The organism is Streptomyces sp. NPDC006309 (assembly GCF_040613095.1).
GTDB lineage: Bacteria > Actinomycetota > Actinomycetes > Streptomycetales > Streptomycetaceae > Streptomyces.
On sequence record NZ_JBEXRO010000031.1, the window covers coordinates 58305 to 76919 of the forward strand.

Annotated in this window: 20 protein-coding genes and 1 pseudogene; 16 read left to right on the plus strand and 5 right to left on the minus strand. The window is 72.9% G+C overall.

The window, feature by feature from the left end; all coding sequences use genetic code 11:
• Positions 1-48 precede the first annotated feature (48 nt).
• Positions 49-516 carry an RDD family protein gene (locus ABZ117_RS30175; protein ID WP_356825226.1) on the minus strand — a complete coding sequence of 156 codons (468 nt, stop codon included), beginning with the start codon at positions 514-516 and terminating at the stop codon, positions 49-51.
• 210 nt (positions 517-726) lie between these two features.
• On the opposite strand from ABZ117_RS30175, the gene glnA reads away from it, so the two are divergent.
• The 4 genes from glnA to ABZ117_RS30195 all read left to right on the plus strand — a co-directional run bounded on the left by glnA (position 727) and on the right by ABZ117_RS30195 (position 4198).
• Entirely contained in the window at positions 727-2136 is a 1410-nt protein-coding gene (glnA, locus tag ABZ117_RS30180) for a type I glutamate--ammonia ligase (protein ID WP_356825228.1), read from the plus strand.
• A 177-nt stretch (positions 2137-2313) separates the two neighbouring features.
• Complete coding sequence (locus ABZ117_RS30185) at positions 2314-2568, plus strand: hypothetical protein (RefSeq protein ID WP_356825230.1); 255 nt, start codon at positions 2314-2316, stop codon at positions 2566-2568.
• Between the two features lie 121 nt (positions 2569-2689).
• Positions 2690-3610, plus strand: a complete 921-nt coding sequence (htpX, locus tag ABZ117_RS30190; RefSeq protein ID WP_356825232.1) for a zinc metalloprotease HtpX — start codon at positions 2690-2692, stop codon at positions 3608-3610.
• Positions 3611-3613: 3 nt separating this feature from the next.
• Positions 3614-4198, plus strand: coding sequence for a hypothetical protein (locus ABZ117_RS30195; protein ID WP_356825234.1), 585 nt, complete (start codon positions 3614-3616; stop codon positions 4196-4198).
• Between the two features lie 19 nt (positions 4199-4217).
• Here ABZ117_RS30195 and ABZ117_RS30200 read toward each other — a convergent pair whose 3' ends face one another.
• On the minus strand, positions 4218-4493 hold the full coding sequence (locus ABZ117_RS30200; protein WP_356825236.1) for a hypothetical protein: 276 nt from the start codon (positions 4491-4493) through the stop codon (positions 4218-4220).
• A 137-nt stretch (positions 4494-4630) separates the two neighbouring features.
• Here ABZ117_RS30200 and ABZ117_RS30205 point away from each other — a divergent pair, with 137 nt between their 5' ends.
• Positions 4631-5365 (plus strand): alpha/beta fold hydrolase, encoded by a 735-nt coding sequence (locus tag ABZ117_RS30205; RefSeq protein WP_356825238.1) that lies wholly within the window; start codon positions 4631-4633, stop codon positions 5363-5365.
• A 48-nt stretch (positions 5366-5413) separates the two neighbouring features.
• Here the strand turns inward: ABZ117_RS30205 and ABZ117_RS30210 are convergent, their stop codons facing one another.
• Positions 5414-5728, minus strand: coding sequence for a hypothetical protein (locus ABZ117_RS30210; RefSeq protein WP_356825240.1), 315 nt, complete (start codon positions 5726-5728; stop codon positions 5414-5416).
• Between the two features lie 220 nt (positions 5729-5948).
• On the opposite strand from ABZ117_RS30210, the gene ABZ117_RS30215 reads away from it, so the two are divergent.
• The 5 genes from ABZ117_RS30215 (at position 5949) to ABZ117_RS30235 (ending at position 10619) form a co-directional block, all read left to right on the plus strand.
• Positions 5949-6320, plus strand: coding sequence for an ArsC/Spx/MgsR family protein (locus ABZ117_RS30215; RefSeq protein ID WP_356825242.1), 372 nt, complete (start codon positions 5949-5951; stop codon positions 6318-6320).
• A gap of 119 nt (positions 6321-6439) precedes the next feature.
• Positions 6440-7144 (plus strand): hypothetical protein, encoded by a 705-nt coding sequence (locus ABZ117_RS30220; protein WP_356825244.1) that lies wholly within the window; start codon positions 6440-6442, stop codon positions 7142-7144.
• A 268-nt stretch (positions 7145-7412) separates the two neighbouring features.
• Positions 7413-8453 (plus strand): glutamine synthetase, encoded by a 1041-nt coding sequence (glnII, locus tag ABZ117_RS30225; protein WP_356825246.1) that lies wholly within the window; start codon positions 7413-7415, stop codon positions 8451-8453.
• A gap of 494 nt (positions 8454-8947) precedes the next feature.
• Complete coding sequence (locus ABZ117_RS30230) at positions 8948-9526, plus strand: winged helix-turn-helix domain-containing protein (RefSeq protein WP_356825248.1); 579 nt, start codon at positions 8948-8950, stop codon at positions 9524-9526.
• Between the two features lie 67 nt (positions 9527-9593).
• Complete coding sequence (locus ABZ117_RS30235; RefSeq protein ID WP_356825250.1) at positions 9594-10619, plus strand: NAD-dependent epimerase/dehydratase family protein; 1026 nt, start codon at positions 9594-9596, stop codon at positions 10617-10619.
• Positions 10620-10653: 34 nt separating this feature from the next.
• Here the strand turns inward: ABZ117_RS30235 and ABZ117_RS30240 are convergent.
• Positions 10654-10827: pseudogene (locus ABZ117_RS30240) on the minus strand (DNA-binding response regulator); the annotation flags it as partial.
• A gap of 229 nt (positions 10828-11056) precedes the next feature.
• Between ABZ117_RS30240 and ABZ117_RS30245 the strand changes: the two are divergent.
• Positions 11057-12622, plus strand: coding sequence for a DUF1996 domain-containing protein (locus ABZ117_RS30245; protein ID WP_356825252.1), 1566 nt, complete (start codon positions 11057-11059; stop codon positions 12620-12622).
• 84 nt (positions 12623-12706) lie between these two features.
• On the opposite strand, the gene ABZ117_RS30250 is transcribed toward ABZ117_RS30245, so the two are convergent.
• Positions 12707-13099 carry a hypothetical protein gene (locus ABZ117_RS30250; protein WP_356825254.1) on the minus strand — a complete coding sequence of 131 codons (393 nt, stop codon included), beginning with the start codon at positions 13097-13099 and terminating at the stop codon, positions 12707-12709.
• A gap of 115 nt (positions 13100-13214) precedes the next feature.
• Between ABZ117_RS30250 and ABZ117_RS30255 the strand changes: the two genes are divergently transcribed.
• The 5 genes from ABZ117_RS30255 to ABZ117_RS30275 all read left to right on the plus strand — a co-directional run bounded on the left by ABZ117_RS30255 (position 13215) and on the right by ABZ117_RS30275 (position 18469).
• The gene (locus tag ABZ117_RS30255) at positions 13215-13715 is read left to right on the plus strand and encodes a tetratricopeptide repeat protein (protein WP_356825256.1); all 501 of its coding nucleotides are present in this window, start codon (positions 13215-13217) and stop codon (positions 13713-13715) included.
• A gap of 49 nt (positions 13716-13764) precedes the next feature.
• Positions 13765-15675: a hypothetical protein gene (locus ABZ117_RS30260; RefSeq protein ID WP_356825258.1), complete on the plus strand. Its 1911-nt coding sequence runs from the start codon at positions 13765-13767 to the stop codon at positions 15673-15675.
• 79 nt (positions 15676-15754) lie between these two features.
• Positions 15755-16651 carry a metal-dependent hydrolase gene (locus ABZ117_RS30265; protein WP_356825260.1) on the plus strand — a complete coding sequence of 299 codons (897 nt, stop codon included), beginning with the start codon at positions 15755-15757 and terminating at the stop codon, positions 16649-16651.
• Positions 16648-17715: a PDR/VanB family oxidoreductase gene (locus ABZ117_RS30270; RefSeq protein WP_356825262.1), complete on the plus strand. Its 1068-nt coding sequence runs from the start codon at positions 16648-16650 to the stop codon at positions 17713-17715. Before ABZ117_RS30265 ends, ABZ117_RS30270 begins: the two co-directional genes overlap by 4 nt.
• Positions 17716-17752: 37 nt before the next feature.
• Positions 17753-18469: a TetR/AcrR family transcriptional regulator gene (locus ABZ117_RS30275; protein ID WP_356825264.1), complete on the plus strand. Its 717-nt coding sequence runs from the start codon at positions 17753-17755 to the stop codon at positions 18467-18469.
• Positions 18470-18615: the final 146 nt, after the last annotated feature.

Below are 18615 nucleotides of genomic sequence, written 5' to 3' on the forward strand. Positions count from 1 at the left end.
TCGGGGCCGGACGGGGCGCCGGGCGTCAGGTGTCGGACGGGGCCGGCGTCAGATGCGGACCTCGACCGTCCTGGCGAGCCGGTCGTGCAGGCCGCGGCCGTCCCGGTCCCAGACCAGGGCGGGGATCGCGAGGCACAGCAGGACCGTGCGCAGCAGCGAGCGTGCCGGGCTGACGGTGCCGGTCTCCAGGGCCACGACCCGGATGCCGAACAGGCGCTTGCCCGGGGTGAAGCCGACCGTGCCGACGGTCAGGGCGCTCAGGACGAAGAAGACGCCGAGTGTCCAGTTGCTGGTGGCGGGGCCGTAGCCGTGGGTGATCAGGCCGTATGCGATCAGCACGCACAGCGCCCAGTCCACGGCGAGGGCGCCGAGCCGCCGTCCGGGCCGGGCGACCGAGTTCGGCCCGTGCTCCGGGAGACCGAGCTGCTCGCCCCGGTATCCGAAGTCGGCGCCCGCGTCCTCCATGGCCGCGCGGGGGCCGGAGAGCCACGATCCGAGTGCCTGCCTGTTGTCCACCCGTCCACGGTACTGTGCCCGGTTCCGGGCACTACGTCAGGGGTGTGGCCGGCGCTACGGTGGACAGGTGGCTGGTTAACTTCTGTGAAACAAACGAGTCACGCCCGAGAAATCACCCGTCCCTAGGGTCGAGACCAGCGTGTGCCACCGCACTGGCCGCACGAACGATCTACCACCCCGGCGTCGACGGTCGGGAGTAGGAGGAGCTGGATGTTCCAGAACGCCGACGAGGCCAAGAAGTACATCGCGGACGAGGACGTCAAGTTCATCGACGTCCGGTTCTGCGACCTGCCGGGCGTCATGCAGCACTTCACGTTGCCCGCCGAGGCGTTCGACCCCGACGCCGAGCAGGCGTTCGACGGGTCCTCGATCCGCGGTTTCCAGGCCATCCACGAGTCGGACATGGCCCTGCGGCCCGACCTGTCCACCGCGCGGGTCGACCCGTTCCGCCGGGACAAGACCGTCAACATCAACTTCTTCATCCACGACCCGATCACGGGCGAGCAGTACTCCCGTGACCCGCGCAACGTGGCGAAGAAGGCGGAGGCCTACCTCGCCTCGACCGGTATCGCGGACACCGCGTACTTCGGTCCGGAGGCCGAGTTCTACGTCTTCGACTCCGTGCGTTTCCGGACCGCCGAGAACGAGTCCTTCTACCACATCGACTCCGAGGCGGGCGCCTGGAACACCGGTGCGCTGGAGGACAACCGCGGGTACAAGGTCCGCTACAAGGGCGGTTACTTCCCGGTCCCGCCGGTCGACCACTTCGCCGACCTGCGCGCCGAGATCTCCCTGGAGCTGGAGCGGTCCGGCCTGAAGGTCGAGCGCCAGCACCACGAGGTGGGCACCGCCGGCCAGGCGGAGATCAACTACAAGTTCAACACGCTGCTCGCCGCCGCCGACGACCTCCAGCTCTTCAAGTACATCGTGAAGAACATCGCCTGGCGCAACGGCAAGACCGCGACCTTCATGCCGAAGCCGATCTTCGGTGACAACGGCTCGGGCATGCACGTGCACCAGTCGCTGTGGAGCAACGGCGACCCCCTGTTCTACGACGAGGCCGGTTACGCGGGCCTGTCGGACACCGCCCGCTACTACATCGGCGGCATCCTCAAGCACGCGCCGTCGCTGCTGGCCTTCACCAACCCGACGGTGAACTCCTACCACCGCCTGGTGCCGGGCTTCGAGGCGCCCATCAACCTGGTGTACTCGCAGCGCAACCGCTCGGCGGCGATGCGTATCCCGATCACGGGTTCCAACCCGAAGGCCAAGCGCGTCGAGTTCCGCGCCCCGGACTCCTCGGGCAACCCGTACCTGGCCTTCTCCGCGCTGCTGCTGGCCGGTCTGGACGGCATCAAGAACAAGATCGAGCCGGCCGAGCCGATCGACAAGGACCTCTACGAGCTGGCTCCCGAGGAGCACGCGAACGTGGCCCAGGTCCCGACCTCCCTCGGCGCGGTCCTGGACCGCCTGGAGGCCGACCACGAGTTCCTCCTCCAGGGCGACGTCTTCACGCCGGACCTGATCGAGACGTGGATCGACTTCAAGCGCACCAACGAGATCGCCCCGCTCCAGCTGCGCCCGCACCCGCACGAGTTCGAGCTGTACTTCGACGTGTGACAGTCGCCCCCGAGCGCCGGCCAGGCCCCGCCCCTCTCCGCACGGAGAGCGGCGGGGCCTCGTCGTCGGGCCGGGCGACCGATCCGCTCCCCTGCGCAACCTTCCGCGCTTCCCAGACTTCCTATTGTCGGGGGATCATTCTTCCGGGCTCTGCCGGACGAGAGAGGTTGAACGGGGATGTCGGAACAGGACGACTGGGAGCGCGAGTTCGATCACAGGTGGGCGAATTCGGCCGAGCACAAGGAGCCCTCCGCGCGGGCCCGGATGCTCGCCGCCCGCTGGAAGGAGAACCCGCCGGACCCCGCACCGTTCCGCGCCGACCCCGGTCCGGTGCCGCGCCGCTCGTCGTGGGTGTCGACGGCCGTGGTGCTCGGCTGCGTGGCCGCGGTGATCGTGCTGCTGGGTTACGCGCAGATGCGCTCCTCCTACTGAGGCGGGCCGGCGCGGCACCGCGGCCCCTTTGCCGCCTCTGGGGCCGTCCCTGACCGCTTCATGGGGACCGGCGGGTGCACACTGGATGCGGGACGAGTGCCTGACTGCGGGGTGGTGCAGCATGCAGAGCCGTTTTCGGAGCGACCGGCGCCTGACCGTGCGCATGGGGCTGACGCTGTTCCTGCTCGGGCTGCTGTACGTGGGGTTCGTCGCCGCGCTGATCGTGCTGCTGCGGTCGTGGGTGCTGGTCGCCGTCCTGATCGGGGCGATGTTCGTCGCGCAGTTCTGGTTCTCCGACCGGATCGCCATGTTCGCGATGCGCGGGCGGGTCGTGGAGCGTGAGGAGTACCCGGAGCTGCACGCGGTGGTGGACCGGCTGTGCGCGATGGCCGACCTGTCCAAGCCGGCGGTCGCCGTGTCCCGGATGGACATGCCGAACGCGTTCGCGACCGGGCGCAGCCCCGAGCACGCGGTGGTCTGCGTGACCACCGGACTGCTGCGCCGGCTGGATCCCGGGGAGCTGGAGGGCGTGCTGGCGCACGAGCTGTCGCACGTGCGGCACAAGGACGTCGCCGTGATCACGATCGCCTCGTTCCTCGGGGTGCTCGCCGGTCTGGTCGTGCGGTTCGCCCTGTACTCGCAGATCCTGGGCGGGGGCCGGCGGGACCAGAACACGGCCGCCGTGCTCGCCGCCGTACTGGGCGTCTCCCTGGCCGTGTACGCGCTCAGCTTCCTGCTGATCCGGGCGCTGTCCCGCTACCGGGAGCTGGCGGCCGACCGTGCGGCGGCCCTCCTCACCGGGCGGCCCTCGGCGCTGGCGTCGGCGCTCACCAAGGTCTCCGGGGAGATCGCCCGGATCCCGGCCGAGGACCTGCGCACGGTGCAGGCGTTCAACGCCTTCTACTTCACCCCGGCGACCGGCGGCAAGGCGGGTCTGGAGCGGTTCTTCTCCACCCACCCGCCCCTGGAGGAGCGGCTGGAGCAGCTCGGCCGGATCTCGGCGGAGCTGGGCGAGGCCGCCCGCCCGGGCGGGGCGGGGTGAGCGGTGGGCCTGCTGGACATCCTGCTGGGCCGTACGAGACCGGTCGCGCCGGATCTCGACCGGCTGTTCGCGCTGCCCTCCGCCGCCGTGACGCTCGAGGCGGCGGCCGGTTTCACGGCGACCGGGGACGGGGCGGTGTGCTTCGCCACCGTGGAGGGGGCGGCCTTCGAGCGGACCCATCGTGAGGTGCGGGCGCTGCTGGACGCGGACAGCGACCGCACCGGGCCGCCGGTGGAGCTGTGCCGGGACGGTTACGGCTACTCCTGGCTGGTGTCCCGCCGCTCCCCCGACCGGCTGCCGCAGCTCGTGGGTGACCTGCACGCGGTGAACACGTCGATGGAGGCCAACGGCTTCGGCCCGCAACTGCTGTGCTCCCTGGCCGGTTTCACGGACGACACCGGCCGGAAGCTGGCGCTCGTCTACCTGTACAAGCGCGGCACGTTCTACCCGTTCGCCCCGCTGCCCGGTGGCGGCGGGCGGCGGGACAGCGCGCTGGAGCTCCAGGTGCGGGCGGCGCTCGGGGACGACCTGCGGATCGAGCCGGACCTGGGCCGCTGGTTCCCGGTCTGGGGCGCCCCCGGCCTGTGACGTCCGGCGGCGCCCCGGCTCACGGCCGGTGCTTCTCCTGTTCCTGCCGCCGGGCCTCGGCGGGCCGTTCCCGGCGGTAGCGCCGTTCCCATCCGGCCTGGCGGTCCCGGTGCTCACGGTAGGTCCGGTAGCTGTCGGGCGCGGTGGCCGGTCCGGCCGGCGGGGCCGTACCGGGCGAGCCACGCCCGTGCGTCGCGTACAGGTACAGCAGTGCCACGGCGGCGAGCCACCAGAGGTGGTTGCCGCATCCGAGGAGCACCAGGACGACGGTGCCGGTCGCGAGGGTGCCACGCATGACGGACCTCCCTGGGGCGGGTCGAGGGGGGCGGAGGGTGTCGGTCGACCCTCTCCGTTCGCTCAGCGTAGGGAGTGAGTCACCGTGGGTGCATCAGGTTTTCCGGTGGGCGGGACCGCCGTGAGTGAATGACCCGCATGGACGAACTCACCGGTTTCAGCTATGCGTACGACGGCGAACGGCTCAGCGGGGTGAGCGCCGGTCCGGCCGGCCGGGCCACGGCGGTCCTGCTGCACGGCGCCGGCAACGGCAGCAAGGAACGGCTGTCGCCGCTGCTCGCCGACTTCGCCGCCCGCGGCTGCCGCGCCCTGGCGTTCGACTTCTCCGGACACGGTGACAGCACGGGCGCGCTCGCGCAGCTGAGCCTGCGCCGGCGCTACGAGCAGGCGGTGGCGGTGCTCGACGCGCACGCCCCGGCGGACGAGCCGCTGATCCTGGTCGGTTTCAGCATGAGCGGCCAGACGGTCGCGGATCTGACGCGGCACTACGGACGCCGGGTCGCCGCCGTCGGCCTGTGCGCGCCCGCCGTCTACGCCCCCGAGGCCTGGGAGGTGCCGTTCGGTGACGGTGACGGCCGCTTCTCGGAGATCATCCGCACCCCGGACAGCTGGCGGACCTCCCCCGCCCTGGCGGCCTTCTCGTCCTACGAGGGCCGGGCGGTCCTGGTGGTCCCGGGCACCGACACGGTCATCCCGGCGGTGGTGACCCGGGCCGTGCAGGAGGCGCTGTCGGCCCGCGCGCGGTTCTCACGCCTGGTGCTGCCGGACGCCGACCACTGGCTGGGGCTGTGGCTGCGCGACCACGCGGCGGACCGGACGGCGCTGGTGGAGGCGCTGGTGGAGGCCGTGGCGGAGCGGAAGCCGACGGCGTGACGGTGCCGGGTGCCCCGCACCGGCGGGGCACCCGGCGGCCCGGCCGGCTCAGCGGGAGTAACGCATCAGCGCCCGCACCATGCGGCACGTCGTGTCGGACGGCGGACGCATCCCGATCCGCTCGGCGGTGCCGCGGATGGTCTCGTCACGGGCCTCGCCCGGCAGATGGACCCCGGAGTCCAGCAGGGCTATGGCCAGGCGCATGGCCTTCAGGCGCCGGTTGTGCGCGACGTACCACTCGCGGGGCCGTCCGGCCGGCAGCGGGCGCTTCGCCACGGGCTCGTAGGGCGAGTCGAACAGCACGGATCGCTTGGCGGTGGACTGGGTCGGCAACGGTTTCGGCTTCAGGGCGGCAGCGGGCACGGGCATCCTCCTGTCGCGGTCGGGGCAGCCGCCGGCCGTCCGGCGCCTGCCCTCGAACACTGCCTCCATTCTACTGCCGGGCACTGACAACCGGGGGCGCCCTGGAGTGGGCAAAGCAGCAGGTGGGGACGGAAACTGGCGCTCCGTCACGGCAGATGCCGGTGAGGCTGCCGAGGTCGCGTGAATTCGAACAGAGACGGGGCCGGGTACCGTGTGCCGCATGGAAATCTGGATCAACCCGGCCTGCTCCAAGTGCCGTAGCGCCCTCAGCCTGCTGGACGCCGAGAAGGCCGACTACACCGTCCGCCGCTATCTGGAGGACGTGCCGGGCGAGGACGAGATCAGGGCCGTTCTGGAGCGGCTGGGCCTGGAGCCGTGGGACATCACCCGGACCCAGGAGGCGGTCGCCGAGGAGCTGGGGATCGGGGACTGGGCCCGGGACGAGGCGTCGCGGGGGCGGTGGATCACGGCTCTCGCCGAGCACCCCCGGCTGATCCAGCGGCCCATCATCACCGCCGACGACGGCACGGCCCTGGTCGCGCGCACCGAGGAGGCCGTACGGGAGGCCGTCTCCCGCGGCAGGGAGAGCTGAGCGCCTCCCAACTCGACTGTGATCCAGGTTACTTGAGACAGTGCCGTGACGGTTGAGTCGCTCCGTTCGGTATCTCGTACATAGCGCCGTACGCTCCCCTCTCTCTTCAGGAGGCGCGCATGTCGCGCAGGCGAAGTCTCGGTACGAAGAAGAAGATCGCGCTGCTCGTCAGCGCCGCGGCGGTGGCGGGCGGCGGGGCCTTCGCACTGGCCGGCACGTCCGGCGCCGCGCAGCCGCCGCAGGCGAAGACGCTGTCCGCCGGTGATTCGACCGTCTGCCAGGGGCTCGCCACCGCCCTCGGCAACAACCAGAAGTTCATCGACGGCCAGAAGGCGAACCCGGACGCGCAGTCGGCGGCCCGGATCACCAACCGGCAGGCGGTCATCGACCAGATCAAGGTGCAGCAGAAGGCGTCCGGTTGCACCGTCGGGGAGTCGGCTCAGGGCTCCCAGGCGGCGCAGGGCTCCCAAGCGCCTCAGGATTCCCAGGCGGCGCAGAACGGCAACGCCCAGCAGGGCGGCGGCCAGCAGGCCGGGGGCGCCCAGCAGCAGGCGGGTGGCGCCCAGCAGGCCTCCGGTCAGCAGGTGTGTAAAGGCTCCACCGTGACGCTCTCCGGTGAGGGCGGGGCCCCGGCCGCGTCCAGCAGCCAGTTCCCGGCGGGGACGACCCTGAAGGTCACCAACCTGGACAACGACAAGTCCACCACGGTGAAGGTGACGTCCGTCTCCGGCAGCTGTGTCCTGCTGAACAACGCCGCGTTCGAGCAGGTCCGCGAGCCCGGCAAGTTCCTCATCCGGCGGGCGGTGATCGAGAAGGTGGGGTGAGGCCCGGACCGGGAACCGGTCCGGCGACGCGGGTGTCCTGCCGTCCACGGCCACGGGCGGCAGGACACCGGCGCCTCCCCCGCCGCGGCCGGCGCGCGCCTCACCGGGTGAACCGCCGCACGGAACATCCGGGTAACACGGGGTTCACGCGCGGGCAACGACCGGGAAACGGCCTGTTGACAGGCTGCGCGGCAGATCGCGGCGCCCCGGTGCCGCAGCGCCGCGGCACCCGTGCGTGCGACCGACCCACCCCGAAGGATGTGGCCCCGTGACCTTCAAGGCTGAGTACATCTGGATCGACGGCACCGCGCCGACGGCCAAACTCCGTTCCAAGACGAAGATCATCACGGGTGCTCCGGCCGGTCTCGACGCGCTGCCGCTCTGGGGCTTCGACGGCTCCTCCACCAACCAAGCCGAGGGCCACTCCTCGGACTGCGTGCTGCGGCCGGTCCTCACGTGCCCGGACCCGATCCGCGGCGGCGACGACATCCTGGTGCTGTGCGAGGTCCTGGACACGGACATGGCCCCGCACCCGTCCAACACGCGGGCCGCGCTGGCCGAGGTCGCGGAGCGGTTCGCGGGGCAGGAGCCGGTGTTCGGCATCGAGCAGGAGTACACCTTCTTCGACGGCTCCCGGCCCCTCGGCTTCCCCGAGAACGGCTTCCCGGCCCCGCAGGGCGGCTACTACTGCGGTGTCGGCGCCGACGAGATCTTCGGCCGCGAGATCGTCGAGGCCCACCTGGACAACTGCCTGAGGGCCGGTCTCGGCATCTGCGGCATCAACGCCGAGGTGATGCCGGGCCAGTGGGAGTTCCAGGTCGGCCCGCTGTCCCCGCTGGAGGTCTCGGACCAGCTGTGGGTGGCCCGCTGGCTGCTGTACCGCACCGCCGAGGACTTCGGGGTCTCCGCGACCCTCGACCCCAAGCCGGTCAAGGGTGACTGGAACGGCGCCGGGGCGCACACCAACTTCTCCACCAGGGCGATGCGCGAGGGCCCCGAGGGCTATGCCGCGATCGTCACCGCGTGCGAGTCGCTCGGCGAGGGCTCCAAGCCGCTGGACCACGTCAAGAACTACGGCGCCGGCATCGACGAGCGGCTGACGGGCCTGCACGAGACGGCCCCGTGGGACGAGTTCTCGTACGGCGTCTCCGACCGCGGCGCCTCGGTCCGTATCCCGTGGCAGGTCGAGAAGGACGGCAAGGGCTACCTCGAGGACCGCCGTCCGAACGCCAACGTCGACCCGTACGTGGTGACCCGCCTGCTGGTGGACACCTGCTGCGCCGCGCTGGAGAAGGCCGGACAGGTCTGATCCGCCGACCGCTTCCGAGGGGGCGCCCGCCGTCATGGCGGGCGCCCCCTCGCGCGTGCCGTCGCCGCCGGCCTCGGCGGTGCCGTCCGAGGAGTGAGACGGCATTACGGACACGTCCACCGGCCCTCAGCCCTCTGACCAGGCGTTCAGCCAGGTCCGACGGTCGCGCGCAATGTCAATTTCATGCCAAGGAAGCGTCCAAGCAGTGAGAGGAGACTCCTGCCGGGCGTGCGCCTCTGCTTCAATGGGCCCATGGCCGGCTTCCAGATGATCACCGCGACGGGTCGTCACGACCTCGAGCCGTTCTGGCCTTCCCGTCAGCACCATGACTTCGACCGTGTGTGTTGCCGCGCGACGAACGCGCGGGCCCTCTAAAGCCGTACACCCCCGGCCTTCGGCCAGCGCGAAACGACGTACGTCCCCGGCGCGCCCGACCACGAATCGTGGCCGCCGTCCTGCCCGACGAACCTCTCGCGCGAAAGAGCTGACCTCTCATGGCGACCACCCGTTCCCTCTCCACCGCCGCCGTCGACTCCCCTGCACAGAACGGCACCCGGCACCGGCTGCGCGCCGTCGACCGGGACGAGGTGGTGGACGTCGCGGACCTCCTGCCGCCCGGCGCCACCTGGCTGCCCGCGCCGCAGCACACCCTGCCCGCCCTGCCCGGCCGGCCGCCGATGGTCGGCTACCTGGTGCTGGTCCCGGCCGACCAGCGGCCCCCGTTCCTGCCGGTCGCGGTCCCGGACCGGCCGGAGGCCGAGCAGGACGGCGGCGACACCGAGCCGCTGGTGCGGATCGACCCCGTGCAGCGCACCGCCAGCGTGGACGGCCGTGAACTCGACCTGACCTACCTGGAGTACGAGCTGCTCGCGCACCTGGTGGCGCACCCGCACCGGGTGCACACCCGCGACCAGCTGGTCACCACGGTGTGGGGGTACGGCCACGTCGGTGACGGCCGCACCGTCGACGTCCACATCGCCCGGCTGCGCCGCAAGCTGGGCGCCCAGCACCGTCAGACCATCCAGACGGTGCGCCGCGTCGGCTACAAGTACACCCCGCCGGCGGGCCGCTGACCCTCCCCGGCTCTGCCCTCGGCAGAGTACGGTTCCGGTCCGCCCCCGGACGGGGCACCATCCCGGCATGAGACTTCTGGTGCTGGGCGGTACGGAGTTCGTGGGGCGGGCCGTCGTCGAGGGCGCGCTCGGGCGCGGCTGGGAGGTGACCGTCTTCCACCGGGGACGGCACCGGCCTCCGCCGGGCGTGCGGGCGTTGCACGGTGACCGCACCGCCGCCGACGGCCTCGCCGCGCTCGCGGCGGACGGCGGCGGCTGGGACGCCGTGGTCGACACCTGGTCGGGCGCGCCGCGTGCCGTGGACGCGGCGGCCCGGCTGCTGCGCGGCCGGGCCGGGCGGTACGTGTACGTCTCCAGCCGGTCGGTGTACGACTCGCCCCGGCCCGTCGGCGGCACGGAGGACGCGCCGCTGGTCGAGGGCGCGGCCGCCGGCGCGGCGGCGACGGACTACGCCCGGGACAAGCGGGGCGGCGAACTGGCCGCCGTCGGGGCCTTCGGCTCCGCCGGTGCCCTCCTGGTCCGGGCCGGGCTGATCCTCGGCCCGTACGAGAACATCGGGCGGCTGCCCTGGTGGCTGACCCGTATCGCCCGCGGCGGCCCCGTCCTCGCGCCCGGCCCGCGCGACATGCCCCTCCAGTACGTCGATGTGCGCGACCTCGCCGACTGGCTGCTGGGCGCCGTGGAACGGGAGTTGAGCGGGCCGTACAACCTGGCGAGCCCGCTCGGCCACACCACCATGGACGAGTTGCTCCAGGCCTGCGTGCGGGTCACCGGCGCGGACGCGGAGCTGCGCTGGACCGATCCGGACGTGATCCTCGGCGCCGGGATCGCGCCGTGGACGGAGCTGCCGGTGTGGGTGCCGCCGGACGGCGAACTGCACACCGCGGTGTACGGCGCCGATGTGTCGCGGGCGCTGGCGACGGGCCTGGTGTGCCGGCCGGCCGGCGAGACGGTCGCGGACACCTGGCGGTGGCTGACCGAGTCGGGGGGCACGGTCCCGCTGCGGCCGGACCGGCCTCCCACGGGCCTGGACCCGCGGGTGGAGGCGGAGCTCCTGGCCGGCGCCGGGGGTGTGCCTGGCACCACCCCCTGACGTCGGGCTCCGCCCAGTGACCGGGCGGGCCGGGCCCGATGCCGCCGGGGCCGTCGGCGAGCAGCTCGCGCGCGTACATCTGCTCGACGTGCCGGGAGAGGACGAGCACCGGCAGCCCGGGCCGCTCCCGCCGGGCCGCGAGCGCGCACCGCAGGCCCTCGTCGGTGAGCGCCGGCGGCAGGCGTACGTCGACCACCGCCACGTCCGGCGCCGGCAACCGGCGCGTTCCGGCCGTCCTCGCCCACCTCGACCGCGACCGCTGGTCTCCGCCGAACATCCGCTGCCCGGGCGGCTGTTGCGGCGTGTGTGGCGCGGTCGTCCCCGGAGGAATTCGCGGGACGGCTGAACACCTCCGCGACGGCGTGCGTATGGAAGGGCGCCGCTTCACTCCTGTCGGGCGCCTCGATGCTGCCCCGCAAGGAAGTCAGAGGAGTTCCATGGGACGCAACACACGCAAACGCCGTACGCCGCTGGCTACCAAGGCCATAGCCGCATCGGCGGCCCTAGCGCTCGGCGGGGGCGGGCTGATCTGGGCGAATTTCTACGCCTCGGCGCACGAGCCGGACCACCAGACGTGGGGAGGCAACCAGACGAAGGCCGCGACGGCGCAGGTCGCGACCATCTCCTGCCCGGACGTCGGCCAGAAGCTGACGAACGTGCCGAACGCGGCCCGTCAGGGCGTGGCGACGGAGCTGGCGAACCTCGACAAGCAGATCACCGAGGCCTACGCCCGGCTCGCCTCCACCCGCAACGCGCAGACGAGGGACACGAGTTTCGTACAGAACGCGATCGTCGGCCCTCTCAAGGAGAAGCGGGCGGCGACGATCGACCGGATCCGGATCGACATCCAGCGGGTCGGCGGTTCCTTCGACGACGCGCTCCGGCAGCTCGCCGCCTGTACGACGCAGGCCGCCAACCAGACCAACGCCGGCGGCCAGCAGAACAACGGTGGCCAGCAGAACAACACCGGTGGCCAGCAGCAGAACGGCGGTCAGCAGAACAACACCGGCGGTCAGCAGCAGGGTCAGAACGGTCAGCAGCAGGGCAACAACGGTCAGCAGGGCAACGTCGGCGGGCAGGCCGGCAACGGCCCGGCGGCGGCCGACTTCGTCGACATCACCAAGGTGGCGCCGAATGTCCAGGGCAAGCCGCGAAAGAGCGCCAACGCCTCGACCGGTACGTTCACCACCCGCTGCGGTGTCAACGCCAACAAGAACCACAACACCGACAACGTGATCGTGGCGCCCGGCGTGACCAACGGCGCGCACCACCTGCACGACTACGTCGGCAACCAGAAGATCGACGCGTTCGCCAGCAACAACACCTTCCTCCAGGGCGGCACCAGCTGCCAGAACCGGAGCGACCTGTCGTCGTACTACTGGCCGGTCGTGCGCGTGCAGGACGGTTCGCAGGACTTCGACCAGAACAAGGACGGCGGCGGCAAGGAAGGCAACGTCGGCAAGATCCTGACCCCGGCCCAGGCCCAGATCAAGTACGTGGGCAGCCCGGCGGGCAAGGTGGTCGCGATGCCGCAGTTCCTGCGCATCATCACCGGTGACGCCAAGACCACCACCAACGGCCTGGCGAACGCCAACGCGCACTGGAGCTGCACCGGCTTCGAGAACAAGGTCCAGCTGACGCAGCAGTACCCGATCTGCCCGCAGGGCAGCAAGGTGGTGCGCACGTTCGCCTTCCAGAACTGCTGGGACGGGCAGAACACCGACAGCGCCAACCACCGTACGCACGTCGCCTTCCCCGACCCGGCGAGCGGGGTCTGCCCGAACGGCTTCAAGGCGATCCCGCAGCTGACGATGCGCCTGGTGTACGACATCACCCCGCCGGTCGTGCAGAACGGCCAGGTGAAGAACGCCTACGCGGTGGACGGTTTCCCGGAGCAGCTGCACAAGGCGGCCACGGACCACGACGACTTCATCAGCATCACGAAGAACGGACTGGCCAACAGGATCGCCGACTGCCTCAACCGGGGGCAGAACTGCTCCTGATCCCCGCCGGGGCCGCATGACAGAAGGCCGGTGACGAGTCCCCCTCCCGTCACCGGCCTTCGCCGTGCCCGCGCCGCGGCCGGGTCAGCCGCTGTGCGCGTGGTGGTCGGTGCCGGCCTCCAGGTCGCCGCCGAGCGTGCCGCGCAGCGCCTTGACCGTCCCGTCGTCGCCGACGGCCACCCACTTGCGGCCGACCAGGTAGTGGCCGCCGTAGTCCTTCGCCTCGTTGATCCACTCGCGCTGGCCGCGGTCGGTGGCGAAGGTGGCGAGGACGAACCGCCCGTCGCCGTTGCGGCAGATGGCCTGGCGGATCTCGTCGGCGTCGGTCTGCATGTCCGGCTTGCAGCGCACCTCGGCGGCCAGGCGCTCCAGGCTGCCGGTCGCGGTGGGCGGCACCGCCTCGGTGCGGGCGCCCGGGGCGCAGCCCGCCAGCGCCGTCACGGCCGCGGCGCCGAGCAGCAGCCTTGTCAACCTCATCTGTTCCTCCGGTCCTGGTGAGCCGAGCATGCCCCAGCGCCCTCGGATACGTCTCCCGGCGGCGGTCCGCTCAAATCCTTCGCCGCGGCGCGCACACGTGTGCGAGGCTGACCCGGTGAACCAGGACTGGGAAGACCGCGTGGCCGCCGCCTGGGCGTCCTTCGACAGGTATCCGCCAGAGCGGGCGGACGAGTTCCGCGCGGTGATCGAGGCCCTCGTGGCCGAACTGCCGGCCGGCAGTCCGCTGGGCCCCTTCGAGTCGGCGTGCGCCTGGGACTCGACCGGCCGCTCGGACCGGGCGGTGCCGCTGTACCGGCTGGCGCTGGAACGTGGACTGACGGGGTACAAGGGCCGCCGTGCCCGGATCCAGCTGTCGAGTTCGCTGCGCAACATCGGGCAGGCGGCGGAGGGGGTCCGGCTCCTCACTCCCGAACTGGACGCGCCGTCGGACGAGTTGGACGACGCGGTGCGCGCCGTACTCGCCCTGTGTCTGTCCTCCCTCGGCCGTGACCGCGAAGGGCTGGCCCTCGTGCTCGGCGCTCTGGCCCCGCATCTGCCGCGCTACCAGCGGTCGATGGCCGCCTACGCGCGCGCACTCGTCGAACCGGAGGCGTGAACCACTCGTCCGGCGGTGACCAACCCACGGCTCGCTCGTTCTTCCGGACGTGCAGTCACAGGATGTAGCCCCGCGTCACGCACCCGCCTCCGCCGGTCCCGTCGGCGTCGAGCAGGCCGAGGCCGCGCTCGTCGAGCACTACGCCCGGCTGGTACGGCTCGCCTACCTCGTGCTGCCGCCGGGCCCCGGCCGCAGCCGCCGCGTGCTGACCGCACACGCCCTCGCCCAGCGCGCCCTGCCCCGCGGCCGCAAGCGGCCGGCCCTGATCCCGGCCCAGCCGCCGGACCGGGAGGGCGACCCCGAGTACGCCTACCTGCGCGGCCGGGTCCTGCGGGCGGCCCTGGAGGCGGCCCGCCCGCGCACGGGCCTGCCCCGGCTCTCCCAGCTGCCGCCGCCGCTGCCCCTGGTGTGGGGCCTGCGGCTGATCCCGCGCTCGGGCGGCGCGGACGCCCTCGGGCTGGACCAGCGGCTGTCCGCCCTGTCCGCCCCGGCCCGCGCCGCCTACGTGCTGCGCGGTCTGGAGGACCTGTCCGACCCGGACGTCCGCGAGCTCCTCGAGGCCGCCGGCGTGGATGATCCGGGCGGCGCACTGGCCTCGGCGAACAGTGTGCCCGCGCACCCGGGGCTGCTCTCCTCCCCCGAGTTCGACCCGTGCGCCCTCCAGGCCCGGCCCACCGACCTGATGCGCCGCCGCCAGCACGCCCGGGCCGCACTCGCCGCCGCGGCAGCGCTCGCGGTGTGCGGCGTCCTGGTGGCCCTGCCGGGCGGCGGCTGGGGCCCGGACGGCGCCGCCGCGCCCGTCTACGCCGAGAACCCGGCCGCCGAGGCCGCCCTGGACCCCGGCAGGCTGACCCGGGTCTCCCCCACCGCGTGGCGGACCGCGGCCCGCACCGACTTCTCGGCGTGGCCCGCGCGCGGACCGCTCACCGGGGACCAGGCCCTCCTGCGCCGCGCCCTCGCGGTCTGGGCCCGCCCCGGGGAGACGGTCCACGTCTCGGCGACCCCGGGCACCGCGACCGGCGGCCCGGCCGGTCCGCCGCAGCTGCTGTACGCGGGCGAGGTGGACAACGCCCGTGTGGTGCTCCTGTACGACGGGCTGCGCATCGCCCGGTACGCCGAGCCGAGGGATGGCACCGGGGGCGCGGCCCTCGACTTCGCCCGGGTCGACGGCGCGACGGGGGCCGGGGCGAGCGCGCTGGTGCTGGGCCGCTCCGACGGCAACGTCCGCTATCTGACCGCCCCGTGGGTGCGCAAGGCGGCCCAGCGGGACCTGACGAAGCCGGAGGCGGCCGCCGTCCCGCTGACCGTAACCGACGGGGTGACCGCGCCGCTGGCCGGCCCCGCGCTGCGGTCCGGTTCCTGCACCTCGTGGACCGTCCTCCAGCTGACCGGCCCGGCCGGCACCCAGGTGTCCAGCGACCTCGGCGAGCTGGTCCCGGCCCATCTCACGGCCGGCCGCCCCGGCTCGGCCGGCGAGGTGACCGGTGCCGGACCCCTGCGTACGTGGGCGCCGTTCGCCTGCTCGCTGTCGGCCGAGCGTTCGGCGGGCGTCCGGAGCGTCAACGCCTGGGCCTACGCCGAGCAGCCGCTGCCCGACGGCAGCGGGGCCGGTGCGTGGGTGTGCACGCGGGCCGAGACCTGGCGCGGTGACGGCACGGCCGCGCTGGCCCAGTTCGGTACGCCGGGCGGGGCGGCCGGGGCGGTCGTCGCCAAGGGCACGGACGTACCGGCCTGCGGGCCGCGGGATCCCCATGTGCTGGCCGGGGTGCTGTGGAAGTCGGCGGGCGGGCACTGGTACCTGCTGGCCGCGGGCAGCGCGGGCATGTCCTCGGTCTCGGCGACGGGCGGGGTGACCGCGTCGGCGCGGGGCCCGCTGCTGACCGCCAGGGCCACGCAGGGCGTCCGGGCCGACCTGGCCGGCACGCTGGCGGACGGGCGGCGGATCACCGGGCTGCGGTGATCGGCCCGCGTTGACACCGACGTCAACAAGGTGCGGCGCGGGGGTTCTCACGCGCCGTACCCGCCAGTACATTGACGCCATGTCTCATAAGCAGGCCCGGCCGGTGGAGTCCGAGCGGGTCGCCCTCAACGCCCGCGACGTGTCCTTCTCCTGGGCGGACACCCCGCTGCACTGGGTGCCCGGCGACCCGTTCACCGCGCACACCATCAATGTGCTGCACCTGCTGCTGCCCGCCGGTGAGCGGTGGTTCGTGCACGTGTACAAGCAGGCGCTGCCGCTGATCCGGGACGACCGGCTCCGCGAGGACGTCGTCGGGTTCATCGGGCAGGAGGCCATGCACTCCCGGGCCCACGACGAGGTCCTGCCGCACCTGCGGGCGCAGGGACTGGACCCGACGCCGTACACCGCCCAGGTCGACTGGTTCTTCGAGAAGCTGCTCGGCGACCGCTCACTGCCGCCGGGCAGGCCGCGCCGCTGGTGGCTGCTGGAACGCCTCGCGCTGATCGCCGCCATCGAGCACTACACCGCCTTCCTCGGCGACTGGGTGCTCAACGCGGCCGAGCTGGACCGGCGCGGCGCCGATCCGACCATGCTGGACCTGCTGCGCTGGCACGGCGCCGAGGAGGTCGAGCACCGCTCGGTCGCCTTCGACCTGTTCCTGCACGTCGACGGCGGTTACCGGCGACGGGTGCGGACCTGGGCGCTGGCGTTCTCGGCGCTGGTGTTCCTGTGGCAGCGCGGAGTGCGCTTCTTCCTGGAGAACGACCCGGCCCTCGTCGACGCCAGGGCCTCGTTCCGGGAGTTCCGGCTGCGCGGCCGGCAGGGCGTCCTGCCGGCCACCGGCGACATGCTGCGGTCCGTACCCCGCTATCTCAGCCGCGCCTACCACCCCTCGCACGAGTGCTCCACCGCCCAGGCCGTGGCCTATCTGGCCGCCTCCCCCGCCGCGCTGGCCGCCGCCGGGAGGCAGGCGTGACGCCCGGGCCGCGGGCCGTCGCGCTCGTCGCGGGCGCCGCCCTGCTCACCCGGCGGGCCCTGCGCCGCCGGATCAGGGCCTCCCCGCTGTGGCCGCTGCCCGCCCTGGACCCGCCGGTCTCCGGCCGGCCACGCCCGCGTGCGCCGCGGCTTCTGCTCACCGCGCGGGAGACGGTCGCCGACGGGGTCGTACAACTGCGGCTGGAGGGTGCCGGTCTGCCGCGCTGGGAGCCCGGAGCCCATGTGGACCTCGTCCTGCCGTCGGGGCTGGTCCGGTCGTACTCGCTGTGCGGGGACCCGGCGGACACCTCGTGCTACACGGTCGCCACGCGGCTGGTGCCGGACGGCCGGGGCGGTTCCCGCGAGGTGCACGAACGGCTCACCGTGGGCACGCGGCTCGAGGTGCGCGGCCCCCGGAACCGTTTCCCGCTGGTGGACGCGCCGTCGTACGTCTTCGTCGCCGGCGGTATCGGCATCACCCCGCTCCTGCCGATGCTGCGGGCCCTGCCGGACGGCACCGACTGGCGGCTGCTGTACAGCGGACGGACGCGGGCGTCGATGCCGTACCTGGACCGGCTGCGCGGGCTCGCCGGGGCGGGGGCCGGCGGGGGGAGGCTGACGGTCGCCGCCGGGGACGAGGACGGGCGGCCGGACCTGGACGCGCTGTTCGCGGACGTGAGCGAGGGGACGGCGGTCTACTGCTGCGGCCCGGAGGGTCTGACGGCGGCGGTACGCGAACGGCTGCCCGCCGGGGCGACCCTGCACACGGAGCGGTTCACGCCCGGCGCCGGGGCCGCCGGTGACACGGAGTTCCAGCTCGAACTGCGCCGCAGCGGGCGGACCCTGACCGTGCCGGCCGGCTCCTCGGTCCTGGCCGCCGTGCGGCGCGCGCTGCCCGACACCGCCTACTCCTGCGAGCAGGGATTCTGCGGGACCTGCCGGCAGCGGGTGCTGGAGGGCGAGGTCGATCACCGGGACGAGCTGCTGACGGACGCGGAACGGACCGGCTCCCTGCTGATCTGCGTCTCACGGGCCCGGGGCGACCGCCTGGTGCTCGACATGTGAACACCGGCGGCCGAATCCGATCGGTAAGGTGTTCGGCATGAGTACCGGGGTTCGCCGCAGAATGGGCGTCGAGGAGCGGCGGCAGCAGCTGATCGGTGTCGCCCTCGACCTCTTCAGCCGGCGCTCGCCCGACGAGGTCTCCATCGACGAGATAGCGACGGCGGCGGGCATCTCGCGTCCGCTCGTCTACCACTACTTCCCCGGCAAACTCAGCTTGTACGAGGCCGCGTTGAAGCGGGCCGCGGACGATCTCGCGAGCCGTTTCGACGAACCGCACGAGGGTCCGCTCGGCGCCCGGCTGCTGCGTGTGATGCGCCGCTACTTCGACTTCGTGGACGAGCACGGGCCCGGTTTCTCGGCGCTGATGCGCGGCGGCCCGGCGGTGCCCGCGGACGGCGTCGGCTCCCGGGAGCACGCGTCGGCGACCCACGCGCTCATCGACTCCGTACGGCAGGCCGCGTACGACCAGATCCTGTCGCATCTGGGCGTGGCCGAGGCGCCCGTGCGGCTGGAGCTGGTCGTCCGCTCCTGGATCTCGCTGGCCGAGTCCACGGCCCTGCTCTGGCTGGACGGCCGCCGCATCCCGCGCGCCGAACTGGAGACGCAGCTCGTGCACGACTTCGCCGCGCTGACCGCCGTCAGCGCGGCCCACGACCCGGACATGGCGGCGCTGGTGCGCACGATGATGCGGGACGAGCCGGCCGACGGCCCCTTCGCGGAGCTGGCCGGCCGGCTCCTGTCCCTGGCGACCTGAGCGGCGCCTAGGCCGTGTCGTCGGACTCCCGCCTGCTCCACGACGCCATGCACGCACTCTCGCCGCAGAGCCCGCCCTCCGGGCGAACGGCGGGAGTCCGCAGGCATGGTGGAGCAGCCGGGCGTTCCCCCGCACGGTGCGTACAC

Excerpts from the sequence above, each read along its gene's own strand:
- ABZ117_RS30205 (WP_356825238.1), top strand. The coding sequence starts at position 4,631 with ATGGACGAACTCACCGGTTTCAGCTATGCGTACGACGGCGAACGGCTC.
- ABZ117_RS30265 (WP_356825260.1), top strand. The coding sequence starts at position 15,755 with ATGTCTCATAAGCAGGCCCGGCCGGTGGAGTCCGAGCGGGTCGCCCTC.
- glnA (WP_356825228.1), top strand. The coding sequence starts at position 727 with ATGTTCCAGAACGCCGACGAGGCCAAGAAGTACATCGCGGACGAGGAC.
- ABZ117_RS30275 (WP_356825264.1), top strand. The coding sequence starts at position 17,753 with ATGAGTACCGGGGTTCGCCGCAGAATGGGCGTCGAGGAGCGGCGGCAG.
- ABZ117_RS30250 (WP_356825254.1), bottom strand. The coding sequence starts at position 13,099 with ATGAGGTTGACAAGGCTGCTGCTCGGCGCCGCGGCCGTGACGGCGCTG.
- ABZ117_RS30230 (WP_356825248.1), top strand. The coding sequence starts at position 8,948 with ATGGCGACCACCCGTTCCCTCTCCACCGCCGCCGTCGACTCCCCTGCA.
- ABZ117_RS30220 (WP_356825244.1), top strand. The coding sequence starts at position 6,440 with ATGTCGCGCAGGCGAAGTCTCGGTACGAAGAAGAAGATCGCGCTGCTC.
- ABZ117_RS30235 (WP_356825250.1), top strand. The coding sequence starts at position 9,594 with ATGAGACTTCTGGTGCTGGGCGGTACGGAGTTCGTGGGGCGGGCCGTC.
- ABZ117_RS30245 (WP_356825252.1), top strand. The coding sequence starts at position 11,057 with ATGGGACGCAACACACGCAAACGCCGTACGCCGCTGGCTACCAAGGCC.
- ABZ117_RS30200 (WP_356825236.1), bottom strand. The coding sequence starts at position 4,493 with ATGCGTGGCACCCTCGCGACCGGCACCGTCGTCCTGGTGCTCCTCGGA.
- ABZ117_RS30185 (WP_356825230.1), top strand. The coding sequence starts at position 2,314 with ATGTCGGAACAGGACGACTGGGAGCGCGAGTTCGATCACAGGTGGGCG.
- htpX (WP_356825232.1), top strand. The coding sequence starts at position 2,690 with ATGCAGAGCCGTTTTCGGAGCGACCGGCGCCTGACCGTGCGCATGGGG.
- ABZ117_RS30215 (WP_356825242.1), top strand. The coding sequence starts at position 5,949 with ATGGAAATCTGGATCAACCCGGCCTGCTCCAAGTGCCGTAGCGCCCTC.